This window comes from Flavobacterium pectinovorum (assembly GCF_900142715.1).
GTDB lineage: Bacteria > Bacteroidota > Bacteroidia > Flavobacteriales > Flavobacteriaceae > Flavobacterium > Flavobacterium pectinovorum.
In genome coordinates this window covers 492,912-516,482 of sequence record NZ_FRBX01000001.1, presented here as the reverse complement: position 1 = coordinate 516,482, position 23,571 = coordinate 492,912, and the positions used below count along the sequence as shown (strand labels likewise).

The following is a 23,571-nucleotide window of genomic DNA, read 5'->3' as shown; positions in this document are numbered from 1 at the left end:
ATTTAAATTATAAAATTTTATTCGTTTTTGTTCAATATTTTAAGATGAAAATCGCCCGAATTAACTCCCGACGCCAACTCTTCTAATGTTGTATTGGTTAACATGGTAAGAAGCAATTCACGTATTTTTTTAAATTCATTATGAACCGGACAAGGATGTGTTTCTGAACATTCTTTTAATCCAATTCCGCAACCTTTATATATAGTGTTTCCGTCAATTGCATCTACAATCTGAATTAATTTGATTGATTTTACGGCTTCTTTTGAAACTTCAAATCCTCCACCCACTCCTTTTGCAGAAGCTATGATTCCGTTTTTGGTTAAAATCTGCATTATTTTGGCCGTAAACGGTTCAGGAGAATCAATTTCTTTTGACACATCTTTTATTCCAACACGAACACCTTCTGATGATTTGGTTGCGATAAATATAGAAGCCCGAATACCGTACTCGCACGCTTTTGAAAACATATAAAGTTGATTAAATTCCATACAAATATATTTAAACCTATATTAAAAGACAAATTTATCTTTAATTAATTTTTATAAAAAATATCTTATTTATAACCAAAATAATTTATTAGTAACAAAAGACATATTTATCATGAAGTCTAAATAAAAACCAATTTTAGTTTTACCTTTGTTTTCTAACTTGTAAATAATGCCTTTAAATAACGTAAAAGACTTAAAACTAGCTGTTCTTATTGATGCCGACAACGTTCCGTACAGTAACGTAAAAGGTATGATGGAAGAAATCGCTAAATTTGGCACACCAACTACCAAGCGTATTTATGCAGACTGGACCAAACCAAACTCAAATGGATGGAAAGGTGTTTTACTCGAACATGCCATTACTCCAATCCAACAATACAGTTATACGGTTGGAAAAAACTCATCAGATTCTGCATTGATTATCGATGCAATGGATTTACTTTATTCAGGAAAACTGGATGGTTTTTGCATCGTTTCAAGCGATAGCGATTTTACCCGTTTGGCTATTCGTTTGCGTGAATCAGGCATGAAAGTTATTGGTATTGGCGAAAAGAAAACTCCAAACTCTTTTATTGTTGCCTGCGACAGGTTTATTTATATTGAGGTTTTGGATGGCGCAATCCAAAAGAAAAAACTTAAAGCTACCGCAGATGCTAAAAAACCTGTTGAAAAGCCTGTTGAAAAACCTACCGAAAAAGCACTACACAAAATAGACAAACAAACTATTGACCTTATAGAAGCTACAATTGAAGATATTGAAGATGATGACGGCTGGGCATTTTTGGGCGATGTTGGAAATTTAATTGTGAAGAAAAAACCAGAATTTGACCCAAGAAATTATGGCTTTTCTAAGCTTACGCCAATGCTAAAATCTTTAACTGATATTCTTGAAATCGATGAAAGAGAATCAGATAAAAAAGGAATCAAACATGTCTATGTTAGATTACGATTCAATTAATTATTACTTTATTACTTTTTAATTTTTTAAAAACATGAGAAAAAAATTCTTTATCTACGGATTCTTATTGTTTCTAATTGTTGCAGCAACTTATTATTATACCGAGCGCGGTTTTTTACTCGTTATAATTTTACCAATACTATTAGTGGTTGGTGTTTATAACGCCATTCAAACAAAACATGCCATATTAAGAAACTTTCCGGTTTTAGGTTATTTCAGATATTTATTCGAAATGATTGCACCGGAAATTCAACAATACTTTATTGAAAGATCTACAGACGGAAAACCGTTTTCAAGAAACCAGCGTTCTTTGGTTTATCAAAGAGCTAAAAATATAGATTCAAGTACTCCTTTTGGAACGCAGCTAAACTTAAATCATGATAGTTACGAAGGAATAAAACATTCTATTTTTCCGGCAAAAGTAAACGAAGAACTGCCACGTGTATTGGTTGGTGGAAAAGATTGCAAACAACCTTATCTTGCTTCTTTATTTAATGTTTCGGCCATGAGTTTTGGTTCGCTAAGCGAAAATGCGGTTCGCGCCATTAATATTGGTGCTAAAAAAGGAAATTTCTACCAAAATACCGGAGAAGGTGGTTTAACCGAATTTCATCTTGCAGGTGGTGGCGATATTACCTGGCAAATTGGTACAGGTTATTTTGGCTGTCGCGATGATGATGGAAATTTCAGTCCTGAAAAATTCTCAGAAAAAGCCAATCTGCCAAACGTGAAAATGATTGAGATTAAACTTTCGCAAGGTGCAAAACCAGGTCATGGAGGTGTGCTTCCGGCGGCAAAAAATACAGAACAAATTGCCAAAATCCGAGGTGTTAAACCGCATACGATGATTCTTTCTCCTCCGGGTCACCATGCTTTTTCTGACGGTAAAGGACTTATTCATTTTATAGCACAATTACGTAAATTATCAAACGGAAAACCAATTGGATTTAAATTGTGTATTGGTAACACTAACGAATTTGAAGCTCTTTGTCATGAAATGATTGCCGAAGATATCTATCCTGATTTTATAACTGTTGATGGTGCTGAAGGCGGTACGGGAGCAGCTCCTTTAGAATTTGCTGATGGTGTTGGAATGCCGTTTGAACCTGCATTAATTTTTGTCAATAAAACACTTATCGCATTAAATATTCGTGATAAAATAAGAATTATTGGAAGCGGAAAAATCATTTCAGGCTATTCTATTTTACATGCAGTTGCCCTGGGTGCTGATATGTGTAATAGTGCGCGCGGATTTATGTTTTCACTAGGTTGTATTCAGGCGCTTCGTTGTCATAATAATGAATGTCCAACCGGAGTTGCGACCCAAAATAAAATGCTAATGAAAGGTTTGGTTGTCACTGACAAATCAGATCGTGTGTATCATTTTCATAAAAACACTTTACACGCTGCCAATGAACTTTTGGCCGCAGCCGGCAAAACATCTTTTGCAGATGTTGGCCCTAATATTTTTATGCGTGGAGACGAATTCACACATCTTTCAGATATTTATTTTCCTGATATTCTAACCAATGTTAGAAAACATTAGAATAAAAAATCCTCTTTGTTATCTCAAAGAGGATTTTTTATTTTTTGCAAATTATGTTTTTGACATTCATCCAAATTAAAGCTTTGCTGTTTCTTTTCCAACTACAGAACCATTTTCTAAAACAGCCAATTCTTCTTTATCAACTAATTGCTGAGCAAGAATTATATTGTTGTAGGATAAAAAGTACACATCAAACTTTACTCCTTCTTCAATTAACGATGGAGAAATTTGATCGTTTTTAACCATTTCTTTAAGCAAATCAGGAAAAGTATCTTTATAAGCCAGTTTGTTTATTTCAGTTCCTTCTAAATTGGTTTCAATTCTTATTTCAATTTTATTATCATTTAAAAATGCCTTAGCACTGGTACTAACAACATTTCCTCCTTTTATAGAAGATGAAGTGTTATAATTACTTACATGTTCCTGGATTTTCTGCTTGGTATTTTTACAGCTTATCAACAACAATACAAAGGCAAAAGCAAATACGATTTGAGTAATTTTTTTCATAATTTTTTGGTTTTATGGTTAAATATTAACTCAAACATAACAAACTTTATAGACAAAAACAATATAAGTTAATAAAAACAAAAACCTAACCAGTTGAATATAAATAAATTATTACAAAACCAAAAATCCTCTACAGATACAAAAAAGCCCTTTAAACATATTTTAAAGGGCTTTAATTTTTTAAACCAAATCGATTATTTTTTTATTAATTCCGGCATAGTCTCAGCGTTTACTATTTCTTTTACAAACACGGTATTGTCATCAGCCAAAAAATAAACATCAAATTGCACGCCTTCATTTACTAATTCTTTCGGAATTTGATCTTTATTAAGCATCTCCCTCAATAAATCCGGAAATCGTTTTATAGTTGCATTTTTATTAGATTCGTTTTGTTCTAAATTAGTTTCAAAACGCAATTCGATTTTGTTGTCATTTATATATCCTCTGGCAGTCGTAAGCGTTACATTTTCTGCTTTAAAACTGGGAGCGGTACTATTATAAGTGGCAACATATTCCTGCAGTTTCTGTTTTGTGTTTTTACAGCTTATTAGCGTCAATATCACAATAATTGCAAACAAAGATTGGGTTATTTTCTTAATCATAACATTAAAATTATTTTAGTTTTTGAAGTCTTAAAAGTGCCTCAAGATAATAATAATCGGCGTAATTAATGGAACAATCTATTTCGCTTCCGGCAGGCTTATGTCCGGTTGAATGCAATAAGAATGCTGAGTTCACTTCATGACTTTGATAATGCTCCGAAAGTTCCACAATCATCTTTTTAGATTTTGAAAGATATTCATTTTTCAGGTTTTTATCTTTTGTATAAGAACTCAATTCGATAAGTGCCGAAGAAACAATTGCTGCTGCAGAAGCATCTCTTGGTTCGTTTGGAATATTGGGCGCATTAAAATCCCAATACGGAATTAAATCCTCAGTCGTTAATTTATCCAGATAAACACGAGTTAATTTATGAGCAAAATCTAGAAATTTAGGATCTTTTGTTTCTCTGTAAGTCATTGTAAAACCATAAATTGCCCACGCCTGACCTCTCGCCCACATGCTATCGTCGTTATAACCTTGTGCTGTTCTTCCTTTTATTTTTTTACCTGTTTCATAATCATAAATTAAAACATGATAAGAACTGTAATCAGGCCTAAAATGATTGTTCATTGTAGTTTCGGCATGTTTGACTGCAATATCGTACAGCTTTTTATTTCCTCCGTTTTTAGATGCCCAAAAAAGCAATTCTAAATTCATCATATTATCAATAATCGTATTGTGGCCTCCATATTTATTATGCGGCCAGGACTGAATTGTTCCAACTTTTGGGTTAAAAAGTGTCGCCAAAGTATCGGCTGTTTTCAGGATAATATCTTTGTACGCCGTGTTTTTCGTTAATCGATAACCGTTTCCGAAACTATTAAAAATTTGAAATCCAAGATCGTGATCATTTGCTTTGCTAACAGATAAAGGCGTCAAAAATCGGCTGAATTTGTCTGCTTCTCTTTCCCATTTTTTATCTCCGGTTGCTTCGTACAAATACCATAATTCTCCTGGCCAGAATCCACTTGTCCAATCTTTATAATCGACAAATTTCCATTCTTTACTTCCTGTTGGGATACTTCTTGGCGAGGTTCCGTCATTTGGAATTACAGTTAATGTTTTCGATGCTTGTTCTGCACAATAATCGAGTTGTTTTTTAATATCAAACGAATTATTTTTTTGTGAATAGGCCATATTCATAAAAGATAAAAAGGTCATTAAGGCAATAAAAATGAGTTTTTTTGTAAACATTGTGGTTATAATTTTGGGTAGATAGTTTTGTTTTTAATTGATTAGATAAATTTATAAAATAAAGCTGACCTTTGTGAATCTTTGTATTTTTGTCTACCTAAAATGTACGAATGATTTTTGTACGTCTTCATCTTTGTCAAAGTTTTAAACTTTGACAAAGATGAAGACGCGTAATGCATTCGATAAATTATTCCTTATTCAAGTGTCTGTGTAATTTTATCAATGTTTAAACTATTTGCCATCGCTGTAAATATTTGATAATAAACATCTTTATTATCATATAATTCATCATGTGTTCCTTGCTCTACACATTCTCCTTTTTCTAATACAATAATATGCGAAGCATCAATAATTTGAGAAATGCTATGCGAAATAATAATTACGGTTCTGTCCTTTTTTATAGCATCCAGAGATTTTTTTATTTGCTCTGTTGCAATGGCATCCAAACTTGCTGTGGGTTCATCCAGAAAAATAATTGGCGGATTTTTTAAAAACAATCTGGCAATTGCAATTCGCTGCTGTTGCCCGCCTGAAAGCAAATGTGCATCAGAATCATATCCTTTTGGTAATTGTATCACTTGCTCGTGAATATAAGCTTGCTTGGCTGCATCAATAATTTCTGATTTTGTAGCATCCGGATTTCCATAAAGAATATTCTCGGCAATTGTGCCTTTAAAAATGTGATTTTTCTGCAAAACCAAACCAATATTTTTACGCAGAAAATCGGTATCGTAATCATTTAAATCTACCCCATCCAAATAAATTTTTCCTGATGAAGGCAGATAAAACTTATCTAACAAATTGATAATAGTACTTTTACCCGCACCGCTAAGTCCGACCAACGCGCTGGTTTCATTTGGTTTAATGGTAAAATTAATATTCGAAAGCGCTTTGGTCCCATTCGGATAAACAAAATCTACATTTTTTACTTCTATAAGCCCAACAATTTTCTCCGGGATATAATCTCCGCTTGTTTCTTTTTCCTGATCAGATTCTAAAATTTCAAAAAATCCTTCCGAATAAATCAAAGCATCATTTACTTCATCGTAAATGCGATGTAATTGTCTAATTGGAGATGAAACATTGTTAAACAACATGATATGAAACATAATCGCACCAATTGTCATCGTATTATTCAAAACAAAATAAGCGGTCAGGATAATGATAATCACAACTCCTATTTGTTCAATAAAACCTTTTATACTTTCAAAAATGAAACTCGTTTTTCTGGTTGCTAATTGATTTTCGGTCATTTCAAATTGAATATTTTTATGACGATCGGCTTCCATTGGTTCACGAACAAAAGATTTAATAACCGTTATAGATTCAATTAAACTTATAATTCCGTTATTTTTAGTTTCACGATAATTACGCATTCTCCTTCTAAAACCACTTAATTTACTGGCTTGCAATTGGCTTACATAAAAATAAATAGGAATAATACATAAGCTTACCAATCCTACATACACATTGGCATAAAACATCAATATTAATGCAACAAAAGCATTTGCAAATAAGGGCAGGATATCAATAAAAAAATTCTGAACCAATCTTGTCAAACTGCTGATCCCTAAATCTATTCTGGTTTGAAGTTTTCCGCTTTCATTTTCGTTTGAGGTATAAAACTCCATTCTGTAAGTCAGAATTTTTTCGACTATTGACTGAGAAATATCACGGGTTATAAAAATTCGCAGTTTTTCTCCATAAAACTTCTGTCCAAATTGTACTATCGAATAAACCAACTCTTTAGTAAGCAATACAATACTAATAATTTCTAGTAAATGAAATCCTTTAGACAAAGGTTCATGCGCTACCATCAATTTACTGATAGAATCAACTGTATACTTTAATATTAAAGCATTTACCTGTGCCGCAAATGAACCTAAAAAAGTAAGCAGTAAAGTAGCAATTACCATTTTTCGATACGGTTTAACAAAAGGTGTTATTTTTTTATAGAGTGCGGATATCTGCATTTATTTATTTTTTTGGCAACATATCAAATATAAGAATTCTAAATTTGTGTTTTAAAATTACTCATATCTAAACTCATAATTATGCAACTTGTTTTCGCATCAAACAACTTAAATAAAATCAGGGAAATTCAAAGTATCCTAAACGGATCAATACAATTACTAAGCCTCGAAGAAATTGGCTGTCACGAAGAAATTCCTGAAACAGCTGATACTATAGAAGGAAATGCGATTTTGAAAGCCAATTATGTGACTGAAAAATATGGTTACGATTGTTTTGCAGATGATACAGGTTTGGAAGTTAAGGCTCTAAATGGAGAACCTGGTGTATATTCAGCAAGATATGCGGGCGAACAAAAAAATGCTGACGATAATATGAATAAACTTTTAGATGCCTTAAAAGACAAATCAGATCGCAGCGCACAGTTTAAGACCGTTATTGCATTAAATATAAAAGGAGAACAGCATTTATTTACCGGAATTGCAAAAGGTGCAATTACTCTGGATAAAACTGGAAATCATGGTTTTGGATACGATCCTATATTTCAGCCTGAAAATTATACTGAAACATTTGCCGAATTATCTTCAGATATTAAAAATAAAATCAGTCACCGTGCGAAAGCAACTCAGCAACTAATTGATTTCCTGAACTCCACAAAATAATTGTTTTAAATACAACATATTAAAGGGTAAAATTTATATTACTAGACGTAAAATTATTCATTCTAACATTGAATTGATATTGCGACAAACATAACTTTTTGATAATCAAATCATAACAAATGCATAATTCTTAAAAATGCATTAGTTTATGTGAAATATTAACAGTAATTTTGCACCCTATTTTAAAAATATATATGAATAAATTTGAACAATTAGGATTGAATGAATCGTTACTGAAGGCGATTTTAGATCTAGGATTTGAGAATCCGTCAGAAGTACAGGAGAAAGCGATTCCCCTATTATTGGAAAAAGATACAGATATGGTTGCGTTGGCTCAGACAGGGACAGGGAAAACGGCAGCTTTCGGTTTTCCGCTAATTCAAAAAATTGATGCTGACAACAGAAATACACAAGCATTAGTTTTATCGCCAACACGAGAACTTTGTTTACAGATTACCAACGAACTTAAAAACTACGCAAAATACGAGAAAGGTATTAATGTGGTAGCAGTTTACGGCGGGGCTAGTATTACAGAGCAAGCTAGGGACATTAAGAGAGGCGCACAAATTATTGTGGCTACTCCGGGAAGAATGCAAGACATGATTAACAGAGGTTTAGTAAACATTAAAAATATAGATTACTGTATTCTTGATGAGGCTGACGAAATGCTAAACATGGGATTTTATGAGGATATCGTTTCGATTTTATCAGATACTCCGGATCAAAAAAGTACATGGTTGTTCTCTGCAACTATGCCACAAGAGGTTGCCAGAATTGCAAAACAATTTATGAGCGACCCGGTTGAAATCACTGTTGGAGCTAAGAATTCAGGTTCTGCAACAGTTTCTCACGAATTTTACTTAGTAAATGCACGTGATCGTTACGAAGCTTTGAAACGTTTAGCTGATGCTAACCCGGACATTTTCTCTGTGGTTTTCTGTCGTACTAAAAGAGATACTCAGGCCGTAGCCGAAAAATTAATTGAAGATGGATACAGCGCTGCTGCATTGCATGGAGATTTATCTCAGGCGCAACGTGATGGTGTAATGAAATCTTTCCGTGGAAGACAAATTCAGATGCTTGTTGCTACTGACGTTGCTGCACGTGGTATTGACGTTGATAATATTACTCACGTAGTAAATTACCAACTTCCTGACGAGATTGAAACATACAATCACCGTTCTGGACGTACTGGTAGAGCTGGAAAATTAGGAACTTCTATTGTAATTGTTACAAAAAGTGAGTTACGTAAAATTTCTTCTATCGAAAGAATTATCAAACAAAAATTCGAAGAAAAAACAATCCCGTCTGGAATTGAGATCTGCGAAATTCAATTATTGCACTTAGCAACTAAAATTAAAGATACTGAAGTTGATCACGAAATTGACAACTATTTACCAGCTATTAACAATGTTCTTGAAGGTTTATCTAAAGAAGAATTGATTAAGAAAATGGTTTCAGTAGAATTTAATCGTTTTATTGCTTACTATAAAAAGAACAGAGATATTTCTACCCAATCTGGAGAAAGACGCGAAAGAACTGATTCTGAGCCAAGAGAATTCAATAATAACGGAGCAGTTCGTTATTTTGTAAACATTGGTTCAAGAGACAATTTCGATTGGATGACTCTTAAAGATTACCTGAAAGAAACATTAGACTTAGGTCGTGATGACGTTTTCAAAGTAGATGTAAAAGAAGGTTTCTCTTTCTTTAACACTGACCCTGAGCACACTGATAAAGTAATGGAAGTATTAAACAACGTGCAATTAGAAGGACGTCGTATTAATGTTGAAATTTCTAAAAATGATGGTGGCGGAAGACGTGACCATAACGGACGCTCTGGCGGTGGACGTTCTTCTGGAGGTCCAAGACGTGAAGGTTCTGGCGGAGGAAGTTTCGGACCAAGACGTGAAGGTTCTGGTGGCGGAGGTTTCAGAAGCGACAGAAATTCAGCTCCAAGAGAAGGAGGAGGTTTTAGAAGCGACAGAAACTCATCTGCTCCAAAAAGAGAAGGTGGTTTTAGAAGCTCTACTCCAAGAACCGAAGGAGGAAGTTCAGACAGAGCTCCAAGACGCTCTGAAAGCTTTGGTGATTCACCAAGACCAAGAAGACCGAGAAGAGACTAATAAGTCAATATCTTAAAATACAAAATCCCAAATTCCAGACATACTTGGAATTTGGGATTTTTTTTATATAAAATCTGCTTCTGAATTGACTAGTCTTGTAATTCAAACAAAATTTAAATCTCCTTGCTCCTTTTTACTTAAATACTAAAAGCAACAATTCTTGCTTTGTTAATTTTCTTATAATTATATTCGAAGACTGCGAAATATTTAATCCCGATTTACTACTTTTAGTGCTTTAAATCAGGATATGAAATATTTCGCAGTTTTCTTTTTTACACTATTCTCAACTTTTGGTTTTGCACAAGACACAGAATCTAATGTTCCGCAAAGAGTATCAGGATACATTATCAATGACAATAGTAAACAACCTCTTCCTAACGTAAATATCATTAACACAAACAAAGTTCGTGGCGCAAAATCTGACGCTAAAGGATACTTTGAAATTGATGTACAGCCAAATGATACAATTCACTTTTCGATTTTAGGTTTTCAGTCTTTGAGAATCAGAGTTACGAATGACTGGATAAAAAATAAAGTAACCAGAATTCAGCTTACTGAAAAAGCGATTGCACTTGAAGAAGTTATCATTGCGCCTTTTAGTTTAACCGGTTATCTTGAAGTTGACTCAAAATTAATTCCTACCAAAGAAAATTATCGTTACAGCATTTCAGGTCTTACACAAGGTTATGAAGCCGGAGAATATTCGCCAAATGCTTTTGGAAAGGTATTAGGATCTATTTTTAATCCAGCTGACGTTTTATATGGTTTCTTTGGAAAAAATGGAAAAGAGCTCAAGAAATTAAAGGAAATGAAGAAAGACGATACGGTGAGAAATCTTTTGGAATCAAAATACGATCGCGAAACTGTTTCTGTACTTTTAGGCGTTAGTAAAGATGAAATTCCGGAGATTTTGCAGCGCTGCAACTATTCTGATTCCTTTATTCAAACAGCAAATGATTTACAAATTATGGACGCAATTAGCGCCTGTTACGAACAATACAAAGTATTAAAACGTAATTAATTTTACTTTTAAATAAAATCAAAATCCTCATTTGCCATTGGTAATTGAGGATTTTTTGTTTTAAAAACCAGAATCAATCCTAAAACCTATGTAGAGAGAAAAAAAATACCACAGAGAACTCTAAGTTTTTTTAATATGCTAAGTTTAGTAAAAAACACAAAGTTCACAAAGCTTTGCGGACTTTGATTGTGTAACACAACTTAAACCTTAGTGAACTCTGCGAAAAAACCTTTGCTTTCTCTGCGTTAAAAAATAATTAGCCAGTATAAAATTTTTAATATTCCCCCACAACATTTAGCATAGATCAAAAAAACATCCATCAACTAAAAACAAAAAAATATGATTACAATACCTTTTCAAACTATTGACTGGAGTGAGATTGAAAAAACAGAACATCCTGGAGAAACCGGAACAGCTTATTGGCAAACATTACAACTAGGCGGGTTACGCATTCGAAAAGTTACTTATTCTGAAAATTACATGGCAGATCACTGGTGTCAAAAAGGGCACATTGTACATTGTCTGGAAGGTGATTTTATAAGCGAATTAGAAAACGGAGAAAAATTTGAACTTTCAAAAGGAATGACTTATGTGGTTTCTGATGATATAAGTTCGCATCGTTCTATAACAACAAAAGGCGTAGAATTACTAATAATTGACGGAGACTTTTTAAAATAATATTCTAAACAAAATCAGAATATTATAGTTATATTTACTTACATAAAAAAAAGAAATAACTAAATTTAAATATCATGGCAAAGAGTCAAGACGCTAAAAAAACAGCAAAAAAAGAACCGTTAAAAACGGCTAAAGAAAAGAAAGAAGAAAAAAGAGAAAAGAAAAATTCTCCTAAAAGAGACTAATTTTTGTATTCAGTCACAGTTTACAGTTCAGTCAAACTGAATACTGTAAACTGTGACTGTAAACTTTATTTTACCGGTATATTCGAAAGAATTTCTAATACAAATTTCCAATATTTTTGAGCAGATGAAATACTTGCTCTTTCATCTGGAGAATGGGCACCGTGAATTGTTGGTCCAAAAGAAATCATATCCATATCAGGATAATTTGTTCCTAAAATCCCACATTCTAAACCAGCGTGACAAGCTACAACTTTTGGCTTTTCGCCGTTTTGTTTCTCATAAATCCCTACCAAAGTATCTAAAATTTCAGAGTTTACATTTGGTGTCCAGCCTGGATAAGAACCAGAAAGTTCTACCTCGCAGCCTACCAATTCAAAAGCAGAACGCAATGAGTTTGCTAAATCAAATTTTGAACTTTCAACAGAAGAACGTGTTAGGCATCCTACTAGAATTTCACCATCTTTTATAACAACTCTGGCAATATTATTTGAAGTTTCAACTAAGTCATCCATATCAGCGCTCATTCTGTAAACACCATTATGAGCGGCATAGATTGCTCTGATGATTCCTTCCTGAACACCCAAATCCATTACTTTCTCTGGTAAATCGCATTTTACAATTTCAATAGTAAGGTTTGGTTCTGTTGTTTTATATTCAGCTTTAATGTCATTGATAATTTCCTGCATATCAAAAATGTAGGCTTCATCAAACATTTCAGAAATAATTACTTTAGCAACACTTTCTCTTGGAATCGCATTTCGTAAGCTTCCACCATTGATCTCAACAACTTGCAATCCGAAGTTTTCAAAACCATCAAATAACAAGCGATTCATAATTTTATTGGCATTACCAAGACCTTTATGAATATCCATTCCTGAATGCCCTCCATTAAGTCCTTTTACGGTAATAATATGACCAACTGAACCTTCAGGAACTTCTTCTTCATGATACGTTCTTGTAGCCGTTACATCAATTCCACCAGCGCATCCTATATCAATTTCATCGTCTTCTTCTGTATCTAAATTCAATAAAATCTGACCTTGAAGAATTCCTCCTTTTAAATTTAAAGCACCTGTCATTCCTGTTTCTTCATCAATTGTAAATAATGCTTCAATTGCAGGATGCGGAATATCTTTGCTCTCTAAAATGGCCATAATTGTCGCTACTCCTAACCCATTGTCAGCTCCCAGAGTTGTTCCTTTAGCACGAACCCAGTCACCATCAACATACATGTCAATTCCTTGCGTATCGAAATCAAAAACGGTATCTGCATTTTTTTGATGCACCATATCAAGATGTCCCTGCATTACAATTGCTTTGCGATTTTCCATTCCCGGCGTGGCAGGCTTTCTAATGATTACATTTCGAATTTCGTCTTCAAAAGTTTCTAAACCTAAGCTGTTTCCAAAGTTTTTCATAAACTCGATTACGCGTTCTTCTTTCTTAGACGGACGCGGAACGGCGTTTAAATCTGCAAATTTATTCCAAAGTGCTTTCGGTTCCAGATTTCTTATTTCCTGACTCATTATATTTTGTTTGAAGTTTAACAATTAAGAGTTCCAAAGTTACAAAGTTTAGCAGGATTGTTTTCGTTTTTTTGCCACGAATTACGATAATGAGTGCAAATTATAATTAATCTTTAAACTGCGTCACAAGAATTATTTAGGATATTTTGATGGATTTAATGATGTATTAAAAACAGATATAATGTAAATTGTTTTTAAATTTTCATCAATAAAATAAAAGATAATAAAGGGGAATTTTTTCGTGGGTAAACCGTGATAATCTTTATATCTAATTTGGAAGAAAGGATTTTTTGTCAATGTTTCTATATGATCATCAATTATCTGATGAAAATATTCACCTAATCCGGATTTTTTAGCTTCATAATAATCAATTGCATCTTGTATATCAAGAATTGCTCTTGGCTCAATTACAACTTCAAAAATCATTTTCCGGATTTAAAACGCAATTGTTTTTTTGCTTCATTCCATGGAAGAAAATCCTCAACTTTGGATGTTGATCTTCTTTCATCTAATAAATTTTTCATTTCTTCAGTTACAGAAAATTCGTTAATTACGGTTTCGTAATTAAATTTTTCTATCAACTGCATAAAGAATGACAATTCATTGTCGGGAATATTTAAAGTGATTTGTGTCATTTTTTTCCTTTTATCAAGTAACAAATTTACAAAAAAAGAAAGCGAACTACTATATTAATTATTATTTTTATACCAAAAGCAAAATCGTGAGAAGAAAATATATCCTTCCCTTATTTCTATTAATTCAAATTATCTTTTTAAAAATCCTGCGCTATTTTCCGGATTTTGTTGAAGGCTTTTACAGCAACAATCTCTTTGTTAGAATTTCGCATTTTTCAAGATCTGTTTTAGGAAAAATTCCGTTTTCAGTTGGCGATTGTATCTATGCTGTTTTGCTTTTGTCTATAATAAGCTGGTTTTGGAAAATACGAAAAACATGGAAAACAGATTGGAAAGACCATCTTTTAAAAATTTTAGGCAAAATTTCAGTTTTTTACTTTTTCTTTCATCTACTATGGGCTTTTAACTATTATCGCGAACCTCTTTTCGAAAAAATGGAAATCAAAAGAGAATATAACGATGCTGAATTTTTAGCTTTTACAAAAAGACTAATAGTTAAGACGAATGAAATTCAGTTTTCCATCACAAAAAATGACACTGCAAAAATTGTTTTTCCTTACTCACAAAAAGAATCATTTCAAATGATTTTAAATGGTTATGATAATTTAGCCAAAGAACATCCTTATTTTAAATATAAAATTTTAAGCGTTAAGAAATCACTATTCAGCACGCCTCTGACATATATGGGGTTTGGCGGTTATTTAAATCCGTTTACTAATGAGGCGCAGATTAATGATTTACTGCCAATGTACAATTTCCCTCAAACGACAGCTCACGAAATGGCACATCAAATTGGTTTTGCCAGTGAAAATGAATGCAATTTTATTGGTGTTTTGGCTTCTCTTAAAAACGACAATCTTTACTACCAATATGCAGGATATAGTTTTACATTACATTATTGTCTGGGAATTTGGAAATATAAAAACGAGAAAGTTTTTGATCAATTAAAGAAATCAGTACATATCGGAATTTTAAAAAACTATAAGGAAAGCGAAGATTTTCACAAAAAATATAATACTTTTCTCGATGAAGGTTTTTATTTTCTTTATGATAATTTCCTAAAATCAAACAATCAAAAAGACGGTATGGACAGTTACAGTAAATTTTTAGATTTGATGGTGAATTATTATAAAAACAGAGAATTATAAGAGTCTGCCACAAATTTCACGAATCCTTCACGAATTTTTATTTTTATAATTATAATTACAAATTATACAGAATTGGGGAAATTTGTAAAATTCATGGCAAAAAGAAAAACTAGTTGTAACAAAAATGATTTCATAACTACTAATACATTATGACCGAAAACCTAGAACAATCATTTGTTGCGCAATTGCAGGCAAATCAGAATATAATCCACAAGATTTGTAGATTATATACTGCCGGCGAAGATGCACATAAAGATTTGTTTCAGGAAATAACAATTCAGCTCTGGAAAGCGTATCCAAAATTTAGGGGCGACAGCAAATTTTCGACCTGGACGTACCGCGTGGCCTTAAATACCGCCATTACTTTATACCGCAAAACCAAACGAACCGTATCGACAGTAGAATATGAAAGCCATCAGCATTTTGTAAAAGATGTTGATTATAATTATGAAGAGGAAGAACAAATTAAATTGATGTACAAAGCAGTTTATCAACTTAATGACATCGAAAAAGCATTAGTTTTTATGTATTTAGAAGACAAAGATTATCAAGAAATAGCCGAAACTCTCGGAATCAGCGAAGTGAATGCACGTGTGAAAATGAACAGAATTAAAGGGAAACTCAAAAAAATACTAAATCCTTAAAAATTATTTATGAAAGAACTGGATTTATTAAAAAAAGACTGGAAAAAGAACTCGGATTCTTTTGAACAAATTTCGGAAAATGAAATCTACAAAATGATTCATAAAAAATCTTCTTCAATCGTGAAGTGGATTTTGATAATCAGTATTTTAGAGATATTATTCTGGACAGTTTCAAACTTCTTTTTTAGTACAGATGAAATGCTGATTAAGATAAAACACGCAGAAATGATATTTTATCTTGAACTTTTAACCTATTTCAATTATGTAGTAGTACTGATATTTGTGTACTTTTTTTACAAAAATTACAAAACAATATCAACAACAGGTTCTACCAAATTATTGATGAGCAGCATTTTGAAAACCAGAAAAACAGTTCAATACTACGTTTGGTACAATTTAGGAATGGCTGTTTTAAGCTCAATTATTAGCTTTTTTATTGCCTTTGTATATAATCCCGAAATGGAATTTTTAAGAGATAAATTATCTGCAAACGGAAAAGCAATGATGATGACGGTTGGTATTTTATTTCTTGTAACTCTGGCGTTCTTAGGGATATTCTGGTGTTTCTACAGATTGTTGTACGGAACTCTATTGCGAAGATTATATGCTAATTATAAAGAATTGAAGAAGATAGATTTTTAAAAAGGTTCAAAGGTACAGAGTGACAAAGGTTCAAAGTTTTTTTTAAAAGTCTCTATCCCGAAGCCTCGGGACTTAGCTACTAAGTCCCAGTTTTCCAACCTAAAACAAAAGTTTTTCAATCTAAAATCTAAAATCTAAACTCTGAAATCTAAAATCATTAATATTCCCATCTTCTCAATTTGTTAAGTTCTTCTTCCGCTTTAATTTCTTCAGCAGGAATAACTTTTAAAAATGATGGATGCTGTTCGATGGCATATTCTACTTTTTCAACTATTTCGTCGATCGTATCATTTTCATAATCAATATCAAGAGGTTCTTTGATGATGAAAGACTGCAAAATTCCTTTCTTTTTCATTCGTAAACCTTTTTTATCAAATGAACGACGGAAACCATCAATTACAATAGGAATTACAATAGGTTTATGTTGTTTGATGATATGTGCAGTTCCTTTTCTAACGGGTTTAAAAGATTTTGTAGTTCCTTGCGGAAACGTAATTACCCAGCCATCTTCAAGCGCAATTCGAATATTTTCGGTATCATTTGGGTTTACATCACGTTTTTCTGTTACATCGACGCCTTTAGCGCGCCAGGTTCTTTCTACGGTAATAGCACCAACATATGCCAAAATTCTTGGCAATAATCCGGCCTGCATGGTTTCTTTGGCTGCAACATAATACAAATTCATTTTAGGTTGCCACAAATAACCGATATTCTTAATTGTATCCTGACGTCCGCTTAAACTTGCATTAAACACATGAAACATAGCTACAACATCCGCAAAATAAGTTTGGTGATTGGATATAAACAAAACATTTGTATCAGGTAATGTTTTAATTATTTCAGATCCTTCAATCTGCAAATCATTAAACCCTCTGTATCTTCGGTGCGTCATAGCACCCAAAATACGGATTAACCATTTCTTGATAAATAATATATGTCCGAAAGGATTTCGTTTAAACAATCCCATAGCAGTGTATTGTGTTATTTTTTGTTAGTTCGCAAACATACAAAAATTATTCGTTTAGCAATAGCAATAAGCAATTTCGGAAAAATTTTGTTATTCTTATGAATATCAAATTGTTAATTTTATGTTTTTACAAACTTTCCTGAAAACTCGTTTTCAAAACTTCTCTAAGTTCGCTTAAAATCATGGCTGTTGCCCCCCAAACGATATGATTTTGAATATTGAATGCGGGAACTAAAATATTAGATCCGTAAGAAGTTGACAATGTGGCTTCCATAATTATTTCATCGTCTAAAAAAATTGAAAGCGGCAACTCTATAATATCTGCTACTTCACGAACATCCGGATAAAATGAAAGTTCATCACGCGAAATTCCTAAAAAAGGATGTACCAAAAAATTACTTGGCGGAATATACATTGGAGAAAATTCCTTTATAATTTCTATCTTTTCAGATAGAATTCCCACTTCCTCCTGCGTTTCCCGCAGTGCAGTTGCTTCGTAACTGATATCAAAAGTTTCATATTTTCCTCCCGGAAATGCTATTTGTGACGAATGAACTCCTTCATAAGCATTTCTGACTATCAAAACCAAATGTGTTTCTTTATTTTTTGGATACAAAAGCATCATTACAGCAGCAATTCTGGGATTTACAGCTTTTAAATCAAGGTTTTTTAACGCTTCGGTACGCTCTTTTGGGGCCATTTTTATATGCGCAGCCTCTGCCGGAAGTTCAACTGGAATTAAATTAGGAACATATTGCAAAAAATCTTGAAAATCCATATTCAAAGTTTATTTTTGTACTTTCAAATAAAATATAAATATAGTTCAGAAAACGCGGTTCTACAAGTTTTCACAAATCAAAGCCATAAAAATGTACAGTAGAGAAGAATCACAAAAGTTAAAAAGAGAATTTTGGGTGGCTTTCGCCGAAAAACATCCACGTAAATGGGTACTTTATGACACCAAAATCAAAGACTTTTCTTTTAAATTTTATGTAGATAATAAAAAAGCACAGGTCTTAATTGATATTGAACAGCGAAGCGATGAAAAACGAACTGCTTATTTCGAAAAAATAGAAGCTTTAAAAAATATTCTCGAAGAAGAATTTATAAAAAATCTGGTTTTCGAAAAGAACTATACGCTTGAAAGCGGTAAAACCATTAGCCGAATTTGGGTAGAAAAACAAGGTGTTGGTTTTAGCAACCGCAATAATTGGGATGCTATTTTCGATTTCTTCTTTGAAAACATGCACGCTCTTGAAATGTTTTATCTGGAGTATGATGAGTTTATAAAGGATATATCTTAATGAAGGTTCTGAGATTCTGAGAGGCTAAGTTTCTAAGTTTTTTATATAGTTAACCCGACAAGTTTTTAAAAAACATGTCATGTCGGGTTTTATATCTCAATAAATATTTTATTACTTTAAAGACCTAGTTTCTGAGCTAACAAAACTAAAACAAATACAGTCGCAAGACTGTAATAATTATTCCAGCCTTCTTTCTTTTTTTGATCTGAAGTAGCACGTTGATTGTATTTATACCAAAAATATCCATTCAATATTAATAGCAATACATAAATTCCAATTAGCAAATTACTTGAAAACATACTATATTTTTTTTATCATTTATCCTTTCATTGCTTGAAAAAGTATAAGTTCCGTTATAATCATCTTCAGCTGTAATAATCCCATTAGCATGTACAGTATATTGGATACATAAAATTTGGATTCTAAACACTAAAAATATTATAAACAATAATACGATCATCGTAATTAATATATAATTGCTTGCGATAATCTTGTTTTTTACGGGTAATGATAGAGACTTTGCAGTCCATTCCATTATTGTCTTTACACATAAAAGAATATACTATGTCAGTATCATTTTCTTCTCTTTCTATATAATCCAAAATACTAAAAAGCTGAATTTCCTGTGAATAAACTACAATACGGTGTTTATTAGTATCAAGTATTACAGAAAGATTTACTAAATCAAGATTGGACCACTCGCCCCATTTTCCTCTCTCATTTTTCTCTAAAACACTAAAACCAGATGTTTTAAATTGGTATGCCTGACTATAAGTTTGTTGCAAACCAAGTCCTAAAAAAAATAATATAATATAATAAGTGCGGATAATTTTCATAATATAATTCTTGCAGATAATTAAAATTCAAATTTAGCCTTTTCCTGAAGCGCAATTTCAAAATCTGCTATCATTTCTTTAATAATTTGTTCAACAGGCAAAATCTCATGAATCAACCCGGCTACTTGTCCAATTTCAAGTTCGCCTTCATCAAGATCTCCTTCAAACATTCCTTTTTTTGCCCTCGCTCTGCCTAATAACTGAACTAAATCTTCTTTTGAAGGACATTTTTCATATAAATCCTGAACATCCTGATAAAATTTATTTTTAATCAATCTAACAGGAGCTAATTCTTTCAATGTCAATTGCGTGTCTCCTTCTTTTATATCAACTATCTTTTGTTTGAAATTATTGTGTGACGATGATTCAATTGATGCTGCAAAGCGACTTCCAACCTGAACTCCGTCTGCACCCAAAATCATGGCAGCCAGCATTCCGCGTCCAGTTGCAATTCCACCCGCTGCGATAATCGGAATCTGGATTTTTTCTTTTACCATTGGAATCAGCGTCAAGGTTGTAGTTTCGTCACGACCATTATGACCTCCTGCTTCAAAACCTTCCGCTACAATAGCATCCACTCCTGCATCTTGTGCTTTAAGAGCAAAAATACTGCTGCTTACAACATGCACAACCGTAATTCCTTTTTCTTTCAAAAAAGAAGTCCACGTTTTAGGATTTCCTGCAGAAGTAAAAACGATTTTTACGTCTTCTTCAACAATAATATTCATTATTTCTTCGATGTTTGGGTATAACATCGGAATATTAACTCCAAAAGGTTTATTCGTAGCCTTTTTACATTTTTGAATATGTTCCCTTAAAACTTCAGGATACATGGATCCGGCACCGATTAATCCTAAACCACCGGAATTACTTACGGCAGAAGCTAATTTATAACCACTATTCCAAATCATTCCTCCCTGAATTATTGGATATTTTATATTGAAAAGTTGCGTAATTTTATTCATTAAAAAATATTATTGCTTGATAATCTTTCCGGTTTTATGCAAACCTTCGGCTTCAAAAGTATAAAAATAAAGTCCGCTTTTTAAAGGCTGAACAGAAACAGTCGGATTTTCGTTTGTTATTTCCGTTTCAATAAGCTTTTGTCCTAAAACAGAATAAATTACAATCGAAGCTTTACTATTTTGTTCTGAAAAAGAAAAAGAAACATCTGTTTTTGCCGGATTTGGAAACACTGAAAAAGAAGTAGCTGTTTGAAAATTTTCTACTCCTAAAGTCGACCCAAAATTAGGAATTCCATATCCGTAATTATTATCCGGAGTCGCATATTGGTTTGATGATTCTAAAATCATTTGTCGAATTTCTTTATTGGTTTTAGATGGAAAAGCCTGCCATAAACAAGCGACCATTCCCGCCATGATCGGGCATGAAAACGAAGTTCCGTTTGATGTTCCTATAGTTCCATTCACGTTAGCAATTACCGAAGCTGTTCCTTGTGCCATAATATCCGGCTTAATTCTGCCATCAGAACTTGGCCCAATAGAACTAAAACTCGATCTTACTTCAGAAGCCGTAACAGATCCGATTGCCAATACTGAAATCGCATCAGCCGGAGAACCAATATGTGGTTCAGCCTTGGCTCCTTCATTTCCGGCAGAAGCCAAAACTACTATTCCCTTACTAAACGCTATTTCTGCACCACGCGAAATAAAATTGGTTATTCCGTTCATATCACTATAAGTATGATTGTACCTTGCTTCGTCACGCTCACCAAAATAGCCTAATGACGAAGTAATAATATCAACCCCTAAGGCATCTGCTCTTTCGGCGGCTTCCACCCAAAGTGATTCTTCCAGAGGATTTTCCAGAGCATCAATTTCTGTAATAAAAAGATAATACGAAGCGTTTGGAGCAGTTCCTATCAAAGCATTTTCTTTGTAACCACCCATAGTAGAAAGTACGAGGGTTCCATGGCTGCCTCCTGTGTAGAAATTCGCATTTCTCGTGGTAAAATCGTAACCGCCTAAAATGCGATTATTATTTCTAAGATTTTCAAATGGCTGTGCTGTATTAACGCCCGGAAATCCTGCATCTAAAACGGCAATAATTTTTCCTTCTCCGGTAAAATTCTGCTGATGCAAAACCTGTCCGTTGAGCATCTGAATCTGACTAGCAGAATTACCGTATGCATAATCGATGGTGGTTTCCAGCTTATTCTGCGTTTGACTTGTTCTGGTTTCTGAAACTTTTTTTGATGTTGTATTTAAAGTTTTATCAGCAAAATCTACTTTTTGTACAAACGATAATAATTTTAAAGCATTAATATCAGTTTGTGTACCACGAATATGAAGTGCATTTAACCATTTTGACTGCGCCATTACAGTTATTCCTGTACTTGCCTTAATTTGGTCGATAAAGGAAGTTTCGACAGGTGCGTCTGTAAAATCCAACGCTATGTTTTGATTCGTTCTTCGATCTAAAGCTTTTTGCGAAAGTTCTGTCAACGGATTATTAAAGAACAATTGAGCATTAGGTTTTGCATTGAAATAAACCCAGGCTTCTTGCTGCGAAAATACGGTGATAGAAAGAAGTAATAAAAGAAATGTAAAGTTGTATCTCATAGTTTACTTTTTTAAAGGCTAAACCTCTGTAAAAAAGTATAAAGCTAAGAAATTACTCCCGAACCAACTAATTCATTTTCTAAATACCAGGCTACAAACTGACCTTCTGTAATAGCAGACTGAGGTTCTTCAAATTCAACATACATTCCATCTTCAAATTGATGCAAAACAGCTTTTTGCAAAGGCTGGCGATAGCGAATTCTTGCCATTACTTCCATCGTTTCTCCTTTTTTCAATTTCAAATCTTCACGAACCCAGTGTACTTCAGAATCTCCAACAAATAAAGCTTTTTTAAACAAGCCCGGATGATTGCTTGTTAAACCTGTATAAATCGTATTGGTATCAACATCTGTCGCGATAACAAATAATGGGTCCGTTGTTCCACCAACATTAAGTCCTTTTCTTTGTCCATTTGTAAAATAATGGGCTCCCTGATGTTTTCCCATCACTTTTCCCATTGTTTGAAGGTATGCTCTTTTTTGGGCTTGTAGTTTTAATTCTTCTTCTAAAGATAATCCAGCCGGTATTTCCAGATTGTAAATCGGATCATTTTTATCAATTTGAACAATCTTTCCTTCTTTTGGCTGTAATTTTTGTTGCAAAAATTCCGGTAAACGTACTTTTCCAATAAAACATAAACCTTGAGAATCTTTCTTTTCGGCAGTTACCAATTCCATTTCAGCAGCAATTTCGCGTACTTCCGGTTTTGTTAAAGCGCCAATTGGAAACAAGGATTTTGCTAATTGATCTTGTGACAACTGACATAAAAAATACGATTGATCTTTGTTATTGTCTGCTCCTGCAATTAATTGGTATACAGGTTTTCCATCAACTTCAATTTCATTTTTTTGACAATAATGTCCTGTCGCCACATAATCGGCACCAAGACTTAAAGCAATTTTCATAAAAACATCAAATTTGATCTCGCGATTACAAAGCACGTCAGGATTTGGAGTTCTTCCTTTTTCGTATTCGTTGAACATATAATCAACAATTTTTTCTTTGTATTCTTCACTTAAATCAACAGTCTGAAACGGTATTCCTAGTTTTTCAGCAACTAATAAAGCATCGTTACTGTCTTCTAACCAAGGACATTCGTTAGAAATAGTAACCGAATCATCGTGCCAGTTTTTCATAAAAAGACCGATAACTTCGTAACCTTGCTGTTGCAACAAATAAGCAGCAACACTCGAATCTACTCCACCAGAAAGACCAACAACTACACGTTTCATTTTAACTCCTTTATGTTTTTATAAGGGTGCAAAGGTAAGTCATATTTTAGAAAATTTTGTTGGTTTTAATTAGTTTATATAATGCAAGGGTAGATAAAACTTATTGCATTTTTTAA

The 23,571-nt window shown here is 33.1% G+C and carries 25 protein-coding genes; 10 read left to right on the top strand and 15 right to left on the bottom strand.

From position 1 onward, the window contains the following. Window positions 1-17: 17 nt before the first annotated feature. The gene (locus BUE22_RS02025) at window positions 18-467 is read right to left on the bottom strand and encodes an RrF2 family transcriptional regulator (RefSeq protein ID WP_073394254.1); all 450 of its coding nucleotides are present in this window, start codon (window positions 465-467) and stop codon (window positions 18-20) included. Window positions 468-657: 190 nt separating this feature from the next. Here BUE22_RS02025 and BUE22_RS02020 point away from each other — a divergent pair, with 190 nt between their 5' ends. Next, a complete protein-coding gene (locus tag BUE22_RS02020) occupies window positions 658-1,446 on the top strand; it encodes an NYN domain-containing protein (protein WP_042564091.1) in 789 nt (262 codons plus the stop codon). 34 nt (window positions 1,447-1,480) lie between these two features. Next, a complete protein-coding gene (locus BUE22_RS02015; protein ID WP_073393395.1) occupies window positions 1,481-2,992 on the top strand; it encodes an FMN-binding glutamate synthase family protein in 1,512 nt (503 codons plus the stop codon). Window positions 2,993-3,067: 75 nt separating this feature from the next. Here BUE22_RS02015 and BUE22_RS02010 read toward each other — a convergent pair whose 3' ends face one another. From BUE22_RS02010 to BUE22_RS01995, 4 genes are all read right to left on the bottom strand, one after another. Beyond that, on the bottom strand, window positions 3,068-3,499 hold the full coding sequence (locus tag BUE22_RS02010) for a hypothetical protein (RefSeq protein WP_073393392.1): 432 nt from the start codon (window positions 3,497-3,499) through the stop codon (window positions 3,068-3,070). 194 nt (window positions 3,500-3,693) lie between these two features. Next, window positions 3,694-4,101 (bottom strand): hypothetical protein, encoded by a 408-nt coding sequence (locus BUE22_RS02005; RefSeq protein WP_073393390.1) that lies wholly within the window; start codon window positions 4,099-4,101, stop codon window positions 3,694-3,696. Between the two features lie 10 nt (window positions 4,102-4,111). Continuing rightward, complete coding sequence (locus tag BUE22_RS02000; RefSeq protein ID WP_073393386.1) at window positions 4,112-5,296, bottom strand: glycoside hydrolase family 88 protein; 1,185 nt, start codon at window positions 5,294-5,296, stop codon at window positions 4,112-4,114. Window positions 5,297-5,490: 194 nt separating this feature from the next. Then, a complete protein-coding gene (locus tag BUE22_RS01995; RefSeq protein ID WP_073393383.1) occupies window positions 5,491-7,269 on the bottom strand; it encodes an ABC transporter ATP-binding protein in 1,779 nt (592 codons plus the stop codon). Window positions 7,270-7,350: 81 nt separating this feature from the next. Between BUE22_RS01995 and BUE22_RS01990 the strand changes: the two genes are divergently transcribed. From BUE22_RS01990 to BUE22_RS01975, 4 genes are all read left to right on the top strand, one after another. Next, window positions 7,351-7,929 carry a non-canonical purine NTP diphosphatase gene (locus tag BUE22_RS01990; RefSeq protein ID WP_073393381.1) on the top strand — a complete coding sequence of 193 codons (579 nt, stop codon included), beginning with the start codon at window positions 7,351-7,353 and terminating at the stop codon, window positions 7,927-7,929. Window positions 7,930-8,123: 194 nt separating this feature from the next. Beyond that, entirely contained in the window at window positions 8,124-10,055 is a 1,932-nt protein-coding gene (locus tag BUE22_RS01985) for a DEAD/DEAH box helicase (RefSeq protein WP_073393379.1), read from the top strand. Between the two features lie 247 nt (window positions 10,056-10,302). Beyond that, the gene (locus BUE22_RS01980; RefSeq protein WP_042563229.1) at window positions 10,303-11,076 is read left to right on the top strand and encodes a carboxypeptidase-like regulatory domain-containing protein; all 774 of its coding nucleotides are present in this window, start codon (window positions 10,303-10,305) and stop codon (window positions 11,074-11,076) included. 339 nt (window positions 11,077-11,415) lie between these two features. Further along, complete coding sequence (locus BUE22_RS01975) at window positions 11,416-11,754, top strand: DHCW motif cupin fold protein (RefSeq protein WP_073393376.1); 339 nt, start codon at window positions 11,416-11,418, stop codon at window positions 11,752-11,754. Between the two features lie 250 nt (window positions 11,755-12,004). Here the strand turns inward: BUE22_RS01975 and BUE22_RS01970 are convergent, their stop codons facing one another. The 3 genes from BUE22_RS01970 to BUE22_RS01960 form a co-directional block, all read right to left on the bottom strand. Continuing rightward, a complete protein-coding gene (locus BUE22_RS01970) occupies window positions 12,005-13,465 on the bottom strand; it encodes an aminoacyl-histidine dipeptidase (protein WP_073393373.1) in 1,461 nt (486 codons plus the stop codon). A 132-nt stretch (window positions 13,466-13,597) separates the two neighbouring features. After that, complete coding sequence (locus tag BUE22_RS01965) at window positions 13,598-13,891, bottom strand: type II toxin-antitoxin system RelE/ParE family toxin (RefSeq protein ID WP_073393370.1); 294 nt, start codon at window positions 13,889-13,891, stop codon at window positions 13,598-13,600. After that, entirely contained in the window at window positions 13,888-14,100 is a 213-nt protein-coding gene (locus BUE22_RS01960; protein ID WP_065447784.1) for a hypothetical protein, read from the bottom strand. Before BUE22_RS01960 ends, BUE22_RS01965 begins: the two co-directional genes overlap by 4 nt. Before the next feature lie 86 nt (window positions 14,101-14,186). On the opposite strand from BUE22_RS01960, the gene BUE22_RS01955 reads away from it, so the two are divergent. From BUE22_RS01955 to BUE22_RS01945, 3 genes are all read left to right on the top strand, one after another. Beyond that, a complete protein-coding gene (locus BUE22_RS01955) occupies window positions 14,187-15,248 on the top strand; it encodes a DUF3810 domain-containing protein (protein ID WP_073394253.1) in 1,062 nt (353 codons plus the stop codon). Between the two features lie 149 nt (window positions 15,249-15,397). Continuing rightward, window positions 15,398-15,892, top strand: a complete 495-nt coding sequence (locus tag BUE22_RS01950; RefSeq protein WP_042563225.1) for an RNA polymerase sigma factor — start codon at window positions 15,398-15,400, stop codon at window positions 15,890-15,892. Window positions 15,893-15,901: 9 nt separating this feature from the next. Then, window positions 15,902-16,534: a hypothetical protein gene (locus tag BUE22_RS01945; protein WP_042563224.1), complete on the top strand. Its 633-nt coding sequence runs from the start codon at window positions 15,902-15,904 to the stop codon at window positions 16,532-16,534. A 157-nt stretch (window positions 16,535-16,691) separates the two neighbouring features. On the opposite strand, the gene BUE22_RS01940 is transcribed toward BUE22_RS01945, so the two are convergent. Both BUE22_RS01940 and BUE22_RS01935 read right to left on the bottom strand, forming a co-directional pair. Next, a complete protein-coding gene (locus tag BUE22_RS01940; protein ID WP_042563223.1) occupies window positions 16,692-17,501 on the bottom strand; it encodes a lysophospholipid acyltransferase family protein in 810 nt (269 codons plus the stop codon). 127 nt (window positions 17,502-17,628) lie between these two features. Next, window positions 17,629-18,279 (bottom strand): NUDIX hydrolase, encoded by a 651-nt coding sequence (locus BUE22_RS01935; RefSeq protein ID WP_073393367.1) that lies wholly within the window; start codon window positions 18,277-18,279, stop codon window positions 17,629-17,631. A 91-nt stretch (window positions 18,280-18,370) separates the two neighbouring features. Between BUE22_RS01935 and BUE22_RS01930 the strand changes: the two genes are divergently transcribed. Continuing rightward, window positions 18,371-18,805 carry a DUF4268 domain-containing protein gene (locus BUE22_RS01930; protein ID WP_073393365.1) on the top strand — a complete coding sequence of 145 codons (435 nt, stop codon included), beginning with the start codon at window positions 18,371-18,373 and terminating at the stop codon, window positions 18,803-18,805. A gap of 116 nt (window positions 18,806-18,921) precedes the next feature. Here the strand turns inward: BUE22_RS01930 and BUE22_RS23555 are convergent, their stop codons facing one another. From BUE22_RS23555 to mnmA, 5 genes are all read right to left on the bottom strand, one after another. Continuing rightward, window positions 18,922-19,104 (bottom strand): hypothetical protein, encoded by a 183-nt coding sequence (locus BUE22_RS23555; RefSeq protein ID WP_089075950.1) that lies wholly within the window; start codon window positions 19,102-19,104, stop codon window positions 18,922-18,924. 123 nt (window positions 19,105-19,227) lie between these two features. After that, window positions 19,228-19,641, bottom strand: coding sequence for a hypothetical protein (locus BUE22_RS01925; protein WP_073393362.1), 414 nt, complete (start codon window positions 19,639-19,641; stop codon window positions 19,228-19,230). 20 nt (window positions 19,642-19,661) lie between these two features. Further along, complete coding sequence (locus BUE22_RS01920) at window positions 19,662-20,606, bottom strand: NAD(P)H-dependent flavin oxidoreductase (RefSeq protein WP_073393360.1); 945 nt, start codon at window positions 20,604-20,606, stop codon at window positions 19,662-19,664. Between the two features lie 9 nt (window positions 20,607-20,615). Continuing rightward, window positions 20,616-22,223, bottom strand: coding sequence for a S8 family serine peptidase (locus BUE22_RS01915; RefSeq protein WP_073393357.1), 1,608 nt, complete (start codon window positions 22,221-22,223; stop codon window positions 20,616-20,618). A 44-nt stretch (window positions 22,224-22,267) separates the two neighbouring features. After that, complete coding sequence (mnmA, locus tag BUE22_RS01910) at window positions 22,268-23,455, bottom strand: tRNA 2-thiouridine(34) synthase MnmA (protein ID WP_073393355.1); 1,188 nt, start codon at window positions 23,453-23,455, stop codon at window positions 22,268-22,270. Window positions 23,456-23,571: the final 116 nt, after the last annotated feature.